This window comes from Pseudomonas sp. SWI36 (assembly GCF_002948105.1).
GTDB lineage: Bacteria > Pseudomonadota > Gammaproteobacteria > Pseudomonadales > Pseudomonadaceae > Aquipseudomonas > Aquipseudomonas alloputida.
Map to the genome: position 1 here is coordinate 5,156,039 of NZ_CP026675.1, position 11,136 is coordinate 5,167,174.

Sequence of the window (11,136 nt, forward strand, 5' to 3'; positions counted from 1 at the left end):
CATGGATTATCGCGATTTCGTTCGGCCCAAATTCGTCGGCCTGCTCCAGGCACTGGGCCTGGAGTGTGAATTTGAGCGCGCCCTCGGTAGCCAGTTGTTCTACCGCAACCCCAAGGGCGATATGGTCACGGTCACCGACTTTCTCGGCGGTTACGGTGCGGCACTGTTCGGCCACAACGACCCACAGTTTGTCGATCAGCTATGTGCGCTGCTGCGCAGCGACGTGCCGTTCAACGCACAAATGTCGATCCGCGGTGCGGCCGGGCAATTGGGGCGAGCGCTCAGCGACGCCTTCAATCGAGAACTGAAGAACACCGAACGTTATATTTCGACTTTCTCCAACAGCGGCGCGGAGGCGGTGGAGATCGCCGTCAAGCACGCGGAGTTCCGTCGCCAGAAGAGCCTGCAAAAGCAGTTCGACGACATCGATTTCACCCTGGCCAGCCTGACCGCCAGCGAACACGCTTACCGCGAACTGGATGTGGCCGACCTCGACCTGCCTGCAGGTGTCCTGCCGGCCACCCTTGACAGCGTGACCTTGCGTCAGGTGGTTGAAGCCGTTCGCCAACACAACCTGGCGCAGTTGCACATCGAACCGGTATTCGTCGCCCTGCGCGGCAGCTTCCACGGCAAATTGGTCAATACCGTGCAACTGACCTATGGCCGTCAGTACCGCGCGCCGTTTTCCCGTTTTGGTCTGAACGTCGAGTTCATCGACCCACAGCAGCCCCATCAGTTGCAGGAATTGCCGGCACGGCACACGCACCATTGGTTGAGCCTGCAATGGGACGGCGAACACCTGCACGTGCTGCAACTGCCGTTCAGTGCGATTACCGCTGTGTTGATGGAACCGATTCAGGGCGAAGGCGGTATCAACGAGTTCGCGGCCGAGTTCTATCTGGGGCTGCGCAAGCTGTGTAACGAGCAACAATGCCCGCTGGTGGTCGATGAAGTGCAGTCGGGTTTTGGTCGCGCCGGGACGTTTCTTGCCAGCAGCCAGTTCAACCTGCAAGGCGACTATTATTGCCTGTCCAAGGCCCTCGGCGGCGGCTTGATGAAAATCGCCGCGACGGTGATCCGCAGCAGCCACTACGAAGGCGAGTTCAGCTACATCCACAGCTCGACCTTCGCCGAGGACGACCCGTCCTGCCATATCGCGCTGTCGGCATTGCGCCGGTTGTTCGCCGATGACGACGCGATGCTCAAAGACATATGCACCAAGGGCGCCTACCTCAAAGCCTCGCTCAATGAACTGAGGATGGCCTATCCGGATGTGATCGCCGATGTGCGCGGGCGTGGCTTGCTGGTGGGGCTGGAATTGCACGATTTGAGTGTCAGCAGCTCGCTGGTACAGGCGTCGGCCCAGTACAATGATGCCTTGGGTTACTTGATCGCCGGTTACCTGTTGCAATTCGAAGCGTTGCGGGTGGCACCGTCGGGCAGCAACTCCAACGTGATTCGCCTGGAGCCGCCAGCCTGTATCACCCTGGGCGAAATCGACAAGCTGATCGCTGCCCTGCAACGGGTCTGCGACATGCTGCGCCGTGGCGATGCCTTGCCGTTGGCGGCGGGTATCTGCGCGGACTCGATGCCCGCCGTGCCAGCCCGTCAGGACGATTTTCGGGTGGCCGAGCCCGTTGAAAACAGGGATGCCAAGGTCGAAGTCGTCGCTCGGGTAGCGTTCATCAACCACCTGATCGATGCCGATATCCTCGGTGACGTCGATCCCTCGCTGGCAGCCCTGAGCCCGGAACAAAAACGCACGTTCATCAATCGCACCAAGCCTGAACGCCGCGCTGTGCCAGTCGGCCCGGTGATCATTCGGTCGCGCCTCGGCATGGCGGTGGAGTTCACGTTATACCCGCTGTGCATGGACTCGGATGCCATGGCCGAGTACATCCGCAGCGGTGACCTGGACAGCATTCGCGAAGAAGTCGGCAGGCGTGTCACCGATGCCCGCGCCGATGGCTGCAGCATCGCCGGCCTCGGGATGTACACCTCGATCGTCACCAACAATTGTCAGGCGCTGAAGATTGCCGACATGGCGCTGACGTCCGGCAACGCCCTGACCATCGGCATGGGGCTCGAAGCCATCGAGCAAGGCTGTGTACAGCAAGGTTTGGCACTTTGCGAGCAAACCGCTGCCGTTGTCGGTGCCGCCGGTAACGTTGCGTCGACCTATGCCTCGGTGCTGTCCGCCACCGTCGATCACCTGATTCTGATTGGCAGCGGTCGTGACGGCTCGGTTCGGCGCCTGGAGAAAACTGCGCAACAGATTTACGCCGACGCGGCCCGTTCGATCCTCAAAGGCACGGCCGAAAACGACCGCTTGGCCCAGCGACTGCTGACCCTTGATGGTTTTCGTGGCTTGTTGCACTCACATGGCCAAAAAGCCGACCTCGGTTTGCACATCGCCCGTCTGGTGGATGAGCGCCTTGGCGCGAACGCCTTCATCACGGTCACCAACGATCTCGACGCCATCAAGGGCGCACGGATTGTCCTGTGCGCTGCCAATGCGCCTCAGCCGTTCCTCGGTGCCGAACATTTTGCCGAGCGCAGCGTGATTTGCGATATCGCCGTGCCGCTGAACGTCCATCAAGACCTGCCGAGCCAACGCGAAGACGTGCTCTACATGCACGGCGGCATCGTCCAGACGCCGTTCGACGACGGCCTGGCGCCCAACGTGCGGGCCTATCTGAAAAAAGGTCAGCTGTATGCGTGCATGGCCGAGTCGGTGTTGATGGGCTTGTCTGGCATGAGCCAGCACGGCTCCTACGGGGATATCAGCCGTGAGCAAGTTCAGCAGGTCCGCGCACTGGCCACGACCCACGGTTTCACCCTCGCGCAATTCAAAACTCAAAACTCACTTTAAGGAGCGGTCATGACTCAGAAAATAGCTGTTGTGACCGGCGGCAGCCGTGGCATTGGCAAGTCCATCGTGCTGGCCCTGGCCGGCGCGGGTTATCAGGTTGCCTTCAGTTATGTCCGTGACGAGGCGTCGGCCGCTGCCTTGCAGGCGCAGGTCGAAGGGCTTGGCCGGGAGTGCCTGGCCGTGCAGTGTGATGTCAAGGAAGCGCCGAGCATTCAGGCGTTTTTTGAACGGGTCGAGCAACGTTTCGAGCGTATCGACTTGTTGGTCAACAACGCCGGTATTACCCGTGACGGATTGCTCGCCACGCAATCGTTGAGCGACATCACCGAGGTCATCCAGACCAACCTGGTCGGCACGTTGTTGTGCTGTCAGCAGGTGCTGCCCTGCATGATGCGCCAACGCAGCGGGTGCATCGTCAACCTCAGTTCGGTGGCCGCGCAAAAGCCCGGCAAGGGCCAGAGCAACTACGCCGCCGCCAAAGGCGGTGTAGAAGCATTGACACGCGCACTGGCGGTGGAGTTGGCGCCCCGCAACATCCGGGTCAACGCGGTGGCGCCCGGCATCGTCAGCACCGACATGAGCCAAGCCCTGGTCGGCGCCCATGAGCAGGAAATCCAGTCGCGGCTGTTGATCAAACGCTTCGCCCGGCCTGAAGAAATTGCCGACGCGGTGCTGTATCTGGCCGAGCGCGGCCTGTACGTCACGGGCGAAGTCTTGTCCGTCAACGGCGGATTGAAAATGCCATGAGCCAGTTACGCACGATTGTGATTACCGGCGCGGCCAATGGTATTGGCCGCGCCGTCGCGGAAAGTTTTGCAGCCCAGGCCGAGCACCTTTTGATCTTGCTTGATCGGGATCTGGAAACCTTGCAGAGCTGGGTCACCGAGGGCGAATTTGCCGCTCGCATCGAAACCCATCAAGCGGACATCGCCGATCTCGCCAGCCTGCAACTTCTGTTCAAGGGCCTGGCCAACCGGGTCGGCTTTGTCGATGTGCTGGTCAACAGCGCCGGGGTCTGCGACGAGAACGAACCCGAAGACCTCGACAACTGGCACAAGGTCATTTCGATCAACCTCAACGGCACCTTTTACGTCACCTCGTTGTGCCTGCCACTGATAGCCGATGGTGGGCGGATCGTCAACATGTCGTCGATCCTCGGCCGAGCGGGCAAGGTCCGCAACACCGCTTACTGCGCCTCCAAGCACGGCATCATCGGCATGACCAAAGCCTTGGCGCTGGACCTGGCGCCACGGCGAATCACCGTCAATGCCATCCTGCCCGCCTGGATCGACACACCGATGCTGCAAGGCGAATTGGCGGCTCAAGCGCGCATCGCCGGGATCACACACGAGCAGATCCTGCGCAATGCCAAGAAGAAGTTGCCCCTGCGGCGCTTCATTCAGGGCGACGAAGTGGCGGCCATGGTTCGTTATCTGGCGAGCCCGCAGGCTGGTGGTGTCACGGCGCAAAGCCTGATGATCGACGGCGGTGCCGGGTTGGGAATGTAGCCATGGCTCGACTGGGATTGAACCGCGGCCTTTTGGCCGCGCTGGTCAGCCTCGGCCCGCCAGTGGCGATCGCCGAGTGGTTGCCGGAGCATCATGAAGCGGAGATCGGCGTTGCCACGGCCGTGCGTCTGCACGGTGACGACCGGGTCACGCAAAAGGCCGTGTACCTCAAGTTCAGCCTGGAGGATGCCTGGGACAGCGGCTACTACAAGGCCAAGGGCCGAGCCCGTTACGACTTCCGTTATGACGGCAACAACCCATACAGCGCGCAAGCCCGGGATGATTACCGGGCCACTGCCGATTGGCGGCACCTTTACTGGGGGCTCTACGTCGGTGACGGCGAGCTGACGGTGGGCTGGCAGCAGGTGGTGTGGGGGCGTGCAGATGAATTACGGGTGCTCGATCAGATCAACCCGCTGGATTATCGCGAGGGTGTGATCGGTCTGTTGGAAGACAGCCGCATCGCCGTGCCGATGATTCGCCTGGTGCAGCCGGTCGCCGAGTGGGAGCTGGAAGCGCTGGTGATCACTGATTTTGTGAAAAACCAGGCGCCGGCCGTCGGCAGCGAGTTCGATGCACCGATCTTTGCCACACCCGATCCGCAGATGTTCGTGGTCGATTCGCGGCCCGGTTATGACGGTCACAGTGGCTTCGGTTACGGCGCCAGTGCCAACGGCCGGGTCGGCACGGTGGATGTCAGCTTCGTTGCCCTCAACGCCCGCCAACAGGACCCGGTCTACGCCGTCGAAGGCCAGACCGAAGAGGGCCTGATTCGCCTCGAGCGGCAATTCCCGCGCTATTCCATGGGCGGCGCCGGTGTGGCCATCGATGCCGGCCACAGCATCGTGGTACGCAGTGAAGTCGCCTACTTCGACAATTGGCGCGTCACCAATCCTTACCGCGCTTACGGCAGCGACCAGACGGCGATGACCAAGTCGCTGCTGGGCGTCGATTACCTATTGCGGGACTGGCTGATCTCGACGCAGTGGCAACATCAGCGGCTGCTCGACTGGCAGCCCGGCATGGTCCAGGACAAGCGCGACGACCTGTTCACCGTGTCTGCCGAAGGCTCGCAGTTCCAGGATCGCCTCAAGACCCGTCTGGTATTCGGCATGTCGCCGCCAGCGCAGGACGACAGTTTCGTTCAGGGGATCTTCACCTACAAACCGGTGGACTGGCTCAAGTTGGGGCTCGAAGTCGATGTGTTCTTCGGCAAGCCCGACCGCCAGTTCGGTGCGTACGACAACCGCGACCAGGTGCGCTTGTCCGCCGGTTATCTGTTCTGACCACACCGGTGCGGTGTGCGAACCACTCAAACAATGAAAAGGAAATCGCCATGTTGCCCATCTTCAAGACCCTGACTGTAAGCGCACTGCTGCTGAGCGCCGCTGCCGCCATGGCAGCTGAAACACGCACGGCCGACGAAATCATTCGCCAGGCCCGGGACCGCGATGACGGCAAGAGCTTCATGTCCCAGGTGTCCCTGATCCTGATCGACAAGCAAGGTAACAGCCGCATCCGCGAGTTCAGCTACCTGCAAAAGGATTACCCGGACAGCGACAAGTTCACCATGTATTTCTCCGCGCCGAGTGATGTGCGTGACGTCGCCTTCCACATCGAAAACCCGCGCGAGGTCCTGGGCCTCGAAGACAGCCAATGGATGTATTTGCCGGTCAGCCGACAGACCCGAAGGATTTCCACCACCGACAAACGCGGGGCGTTCATGGGGAGCGACTACTCCTATGCCGACCTCGACAAGATTCGCGCCGAAGACTATCGCCAAACGCTGGTTGGCGAAGAGCAGTTGCAGGGCCGCGATTGCTACGTGATCGAGCGTGAGCCGGCGACGCCTGCCGTGCTGGCCAAGACCGGCTACAACAAGCTCAAGGTCTGGGTTGACAAGAAGAACTCACTGGTGCTGCGCCAGGACTTCTTCGATGTAAAAGGTGTGATGTTCAAGCAGATGCGCACCCTGAAGACTGAAACCATCGACCAGATCGACAGCATTACCCTCAGCGAAACCGAGGACTTCATCGCCGGTACGCGCTCTCAGCTGCGCTTCAACCAGTTGCAGTACAACGTCGCGCTGGACGACCGCCTGTTCACGCAGACCGCGATCAAGCGCGGGCTGAAAGCCGGCGACTTGCCGGAATACGCCGTGTCTGCCCGCTAAGCGCCGCTCCCGATTCATCTGGAACCCTCATTCATGGAAAGATACCTGAACTTCGTCGAGCGCTATGCGCGGGCAATTGTGTTCGTGCTGGTGGCGATCACCGCCTACTTCACCTACACCCTCGGCGCGCTGATGTCGGACACCAATCCGTATCTGCTCAAGGACACTCACCCGGCGCGCAAGACGATCATTGATTTGCAGCGCGAGTTCACCGGCACCTATGACTCGGTCATGGTGGCGCTGAACAACCCCGAGAGTGTCTTCAACACCACGTCGTTGAACGCCCAGTTCGAGCTGTCCCAGGCCATACGCCGGTTGATGCTGGCGAACGATGAGGACCGTGTCGAACTGCAGCGCATCGTCGGCCTCCACAGTGGCGACCCTGATGCTCAGGCTTTGCTGGTGCAGATCCTCGCCGAGGGTTTTTCGCAGAACGACTACGCTGCCGCCAAAGCGCTTCGTGACCATGGGATTGCCCGGAACTGGGACAGCCATGACCTGCAGTTTTTGAGGTTTCTTGCCGAGCGGCTCAACCCGATCCAGGAAATGGCCTCGATGGCTGATCTGGAAAACATCAGCTTGAGTGCCGATGGCGAGTTGTGGATCCACAAGACCCTGCACGCCCTGGATATGGACCCGATCAAGGTCGAAGCGCAGATCATGGGCAACGAGCAGATGGTCGGTGGCGTCGTCTCGGCGGACAAGAAAGTCGCCATGGTCGTCGCCGAACTGGGCACCAAACAGGACGACGCTCAAGCCCAGTTGCGTGCCTATCACCAGGTCCGCGAGATCATCGCGAAGTACCAGGCCGCCCATCCGGAGTTCACCGATGAGGTGTTCATCGCCGGCATGCCGATCTTCATTGCGGCCCAGCAGGAAATCATCGATCACGACCTGGCGATGCTGTTCCCGATCGTGTTCCTGTTGGTGACCTCTCTGCTGGTTTTCTTCTTTCGCAAACCACTTGGCGTGGTGCTGCCGCTGTTCAATATCCTGTTCTGCACCATCTGGACCCTTGGCCTGATGGCGCTGCTGCGTGTGCCGATGGACTTGCTCACCAGTGTCTTGCCGGTGTTCCTGTTCACCATCTGTTGTGCCGACGCGATCCACGTCATGGCCGAGTATTACGAACAGCTCAATTCGGGTAAGTCTTTCCGCGAAGCCAACCGTGAAACCCAGCGCCTGATGGTCACGCCGGTAGTGTTGACAACGGTCACGACGATTGCGACGTTCCTGATTTCCACCACCAACAACATTGTCAGCATCCGCAACTTTGGCGTATTCATGTCCATCGGCCTGACGGCGGCGCTGATCATCTCGTTGCTACTGATTCCGGCGTGGATTTCGATCTGGGGCAAAGATGCCGTCCCACGCAAAGTGCAACTGAAAGAGTCGCTGATCTCCCACTATCTGGTGGTGTTCTGTGCCTGGCTGATTCGCTGGCGCAAGCCGGTATTGCTGGTGACCCTGCCGTTGTTGGCGATGATGACGGTGTTCACGTTCAAGGTGGATATCGAAGACTCGGGCATTGCCTACTTCAAGAAGGACAGCCCGGTGCGGATGTCCGACGAGTTCATCAACCGGGCTGGAGTCGCGGGTACATCGCCGGGCTGGATCGCTTTCGACACCAAGACTCCGCGTGGCGCGCTGACCACTGAAACCGTGCAGTTCCTCGACCGTCTGGACCAGTTCATCAAGGCCCAGCCGAACGTGAGTTACACCTATTCGGTGGCAACCTACATCAAGCGCATGAACCTCGTGCTCAACGACATGAACCCTGCTTTCCTGCGGGTGCCGCAGGCGGTGGAGCAGGTGACGGTGGTCGATGATGACGGCAAACCGGAGACCTTCGATGTCGATGGCAACTCGCTCATCGAACAACACATCATGATGTTCGAGAACGGTGGCGGCACTGACTTGCAGAACGTGCTCAATGCCGATTACTCGAAGGCGGTGACGCTGTTCACCATGACCTCCTCTGTGGCGGGCGATTACCAGGCGATGCTCGATAAACTGGACGCCTGGCTGGTCATCAACAAACCGGCCAACCTGCAAGTCACCCATGCCGGTACGCCGTACATATGGACCGGGGTGTTGCAGGAAATCACCCAGGGTCAGGTGCTGAGCTTCTCGCTGGCGTTGCTGGCCGTGACCTTGATGATGATGTTCTGGCTCAAGTCAGTACGCCTGGGCATTCTCGGCATGCTGACGTTGCTGACCACGTCGGTGACGGTGTACGGCAGCATGTACCTGTTGGATATCGAGTTGAACATCGGTACCACACTGGTGACGTTCCTGGTGGTGGGCGTGGTGGATTACGCCGTTCACCTGCTGTCACGGATCAAGATGCTGGTGCAGAAGGGCATCGAGATCGACGAGGCCATCCTGATGGCCATGCAGGGCGTCGGGCGCTCGACGGTGGTCAACGTCGTGATCTTCTCGATGGGCTTTGTCGCGCTGCTGTTCTCCGCCTACAAACCCGTCATTGACCTGGGGGTATTGGTGATACTGGCGCTGTCATCCAGCGGCTTCATGACCATTTTGTTGGTCACGCTGATTTCGCCGTGGTTCTTTGCCTCGATTGTGCCGCAGCCAGCAGTGCAAGAGGGCGAGCAGCCGGGGGGTGGGGCTGTGCCAGGCTAAATCGCCGGGGCGCCTGCGTGCTGAAAACGGCACCGGGCGCCATGGCCGTTCAGGGGCGGCGGAGCGGATTCAGCGGGCTTTTTCCAGGTGTTCGAACTGGCATTGCATCTGAGCATCCTTGAGGCTCAGCTCAAACTCAACCAAGCCGTCATGCACTTGCTGCAAGGCCTGGATCTGCCCCATCAATTCCTGCTTTTTGTTATCGATGGCCTGCATGGCCAGATCCCAGGGCAGCTCCTGGCCGCGATGATCCTGCAGAATGGCCTGCATTTCCTTGAGCTTGAAACCGAGTTGCTGAGCGCATTTGATGAAGGTCAGCAGCTCTACGCTTTGCTGGCTGTAGATGCGGTACTTGCCTTCGCGTTGCGGGGGTGGCAACAGGCCGATTTCTTCGTAATGGCGGATGCTTTTGACGGTGGTGCCCGACAGCTGGGCGGCTTTGCCGATGTACATGAAAATCCCTTTTTGACGCATCAGAAGCGAAAAGATGTCGCGTCCTCGTACAGGCGCGCGACATTTTTGCACAAGCGTCAGGGGGTGGGAAGCCAAGCTGAACAAGGCGTCACAGCAGGGTGGTTCGGCTGGGCAGCGCAGGGGCACGGCCCGACCGGGGCCGATCAGCGGCTGGCGACGGCCTGGACTTGTTTGAGCCAGGCTTCACGCTGTTCCGGCTTGGAGCCCAATACCGGACCGAAGGTCAGGGTTTTCAGAGGTTTTATGCCGCAGAACTCCAGGGTGGTCTTGCGCATTTGGTGCAGGCCCGGCATGCGATACACCCATCGGTAGTACCACGGCGGCGTGTCCATGGTCACCAGAAGGTGAGCCGTGCGGCCCTTGAGCAGCTTATCCGGGAAAGGCGAGCCCTTGCGGTACTTGAAGGCAAAACCGGGCAGAAACACGCGGTCGAAGAACCCCTTGAGCAACGCCGGAATGCCGCCCCACCAGATCGGGTACACCAATGTCAGGTGTTCGGCCCAGGTAATGTCGTTCTGTGCGTTGATCAGATCGGGCTCAAGCAACTGGATCTGGTTATAGCCATCGTGCAAGACCGGATCGAAATCCAGGGTATCCAGGCGCAGCAGGCGCACCTCATGGCCTGCTTGCGTGGCAGCCTCGACATAACGTTCGGACACAGCGCCGCAAAAGCTGTCGTTCGAAGGGTGGCCGAGGATTACGAGCATGCGTTTGCGCTTCATGACAAACTCCAGGTAATGAAGTGCCAAGGGTAAAGTCTGCCCCTTACGGTAGAGTCAAGCCTTGCCGGTTAGTGGTAGCGACAGACAGTCCAGTAGCGCTCGGGTGGAGCCCGGTAAACCGTTGAATGAGGGGGCGCAGAAACGCAATGTGCGTTTTTCCGGCAGCTACGAGTGGATTACAGTGGAAGCACCGAGGGGGGCGGTGTCGAACGTGCAATCCGTCACCCAGTCGCTGTTAAGTCACACCTTCATGGAACAACAGTGTCCAGCCATGTCGCAGCATCAGATCGCGACCTCACCGTCGATATCTTCGTCCAGATTTACAGCGTGGCCCGCATTGGCGAGCATGGTTTGCGCCAGGTCTTCCGGCAGGGTGGTGAGGTTGCGCCCGCTTCGGATATCAGCCTCCAGCAAACCCAGGAATGCACCGATGGCAGGGTCCTCATGGATGGATTCTACGCGGCTGACCACGACTTCCCCGGCGCGTACGGCGAATGCGATCTTGCCACCCGTGTCGAGGCCTAAAAGCTGGCGAACGGACTTGGGCACTGTGACCTGCCCCTTCGAGGTCAACGTGGCGATTTCGTGGATGGCAGGCATGAGCGTTCTCCCGGATGTATTGATTGAGCGGTAAGGAATAATCCTTATATGGTCAATCTTGGTTTTCTGCTGATCAAGCATAGGCGGGGAGGACGCTCAGTAGCGTCGCAGGATGAGTTACATCTCTTCCAGGGACACGATGCG

9 protein-coding genes are annotated in these 11,136 nt (G+C 59.9%); 6 read left to right on the plus strand and 3 right to left on the minus strand.

The window, feature by feature from the left end; translation table 11 throughout:
* Position 1: 1 nt before the first annotated feature.
* Genes C4Q27_RS24555 through C4Q27_RS24580 form a run of 6 tightly spaced genes read left to right on the plus strand, consistent with a single transcriptional unit; the run spans position 2 to position 9,196 of the window.
* Entirely contained in the window at positions 2-2,872 is a 2,871-nt protein-coding gene (locus C4Q27_RS24555) for an aminotransferase class III-fold pyridoxal phosphate-dependent enzyme (protein ID WP_104887488.1), read from the plus strand.
* A 9-nt stretch (positions 2,873-2,881) separates the two neighbouring features.
* Positions 2,882-3,619, plus strand: a complete 738-nt coding sequence (locus tag C4Q27_RS24560) for a 3-oxoacyl-ACP reductase family protein (RefSeq protein WP_020190178.1) — start codon at positions 2,882-2,884, stop codon at positions 3,617-3,619.
* Positions 3,616-4,380 carry an SDR family NAD(P)-dependent oxidoreductase gene (locus tag C4Q27_RS24565; protein WP_104887489.1) on the plus strand — a complete coding sequence of 255 codons (765 nt, stop codon included), beginning with the start codon at positions 3,616-3,618 and terminating at the stop codon, positions 4,378-4,380. Before C4Q27_RS24560 ends, C4Q27_RS24565 begins: the two co-directional genes overlap by 4 nt.
* 2 nt (positions 4,381-4,382) lie before the next feature.
* The gene (locus C4Q27_RS24570; protein ID WP_104887490.1) at positions 4,383-5,666 is read left to right on the plus strand and encodes a DUF1302 family protein; all 1,284 of its coding nucleotides are present in this window, start codon (positions 4,383-4,385) and stop codon (positions 5,664-5,666) included.
* A 50-nt stretch (positions 5,667-5,716) separates the two neighbouring features.
* A complete protein-coding gene (locus C4Q27_RS24575; protein WP_104887491.1) occupies positions 5,717-6,553 on the plus strand; it encodes an outer membrane lipoprotein-sorting protein in 837 nt (278 codons plus the stop codon).
* 33 nt (positions 6,554-6,586) lie between these two features.
* The gene (locus tag C4Q27_RS24580) at positions 6,587-9,196 is read left to right on the plus strand and encodes an RND family transporter (RefSeq protein ID WP_104887492.1); all 2,610 of its coding nucleotides are present in this window, start codon (positions 6,587-6,589) and stop codon (positions 9,194-9,196) included.
* 69 nt (positions 9,197-9,265) lie between these two features.
* Here the strand turns inward: C4Q27_RS24580 and C4Q27_RS24585 are convergent, their stop codons facing one another.
* The 3 genes from C4Q27_RS24585 to C4Q27_RS24595 all read right to left on the minus strand — a co-directional run bounded on the left by C4Q27_RS24585 (position 9,266) and on the right by C4Q27_RS24595 (position 10,992).
* A complete protein-coding gene (locus C4Q27_RS24585) occupies positions 9,266-9,649 on the minus strand; it encodes a MerR family transcriptional regulator (protein WP_003253954.1) in 384 nt (127 codons plus the stop codon).
* Between the two features lie 164 nt (positions 9,650-9,813).
* Positions 9,814-10,392 carry an NAD(P)H-dependent oxidoreductase gene (locus C4Q27_RS24590; protein WP_003253953.1) on the minus strand — a complete coding sequence of 193 codons (579 nt, stop codon included), beginning with the start codon at positions 10,390-10,392 and terminating at the stop codon, positions 9,814-9,816.
* A 282-nt stretch (positions 10,393-10,674) separates the two neighbouring features.
* Positions 10,675-10,992, minus strand: a complete 318-nt coding sequence (locus tag C4Q27_RS24595; protein WP_104887493.1) for a type II toxin-antitoxin system PrlF family antitoxin — start codon at positions 10,990-10,992, stop codon at positions 10,675-10,677.
* Positions 10,993-11,136 lie beyond the last annotated feature (144 nt).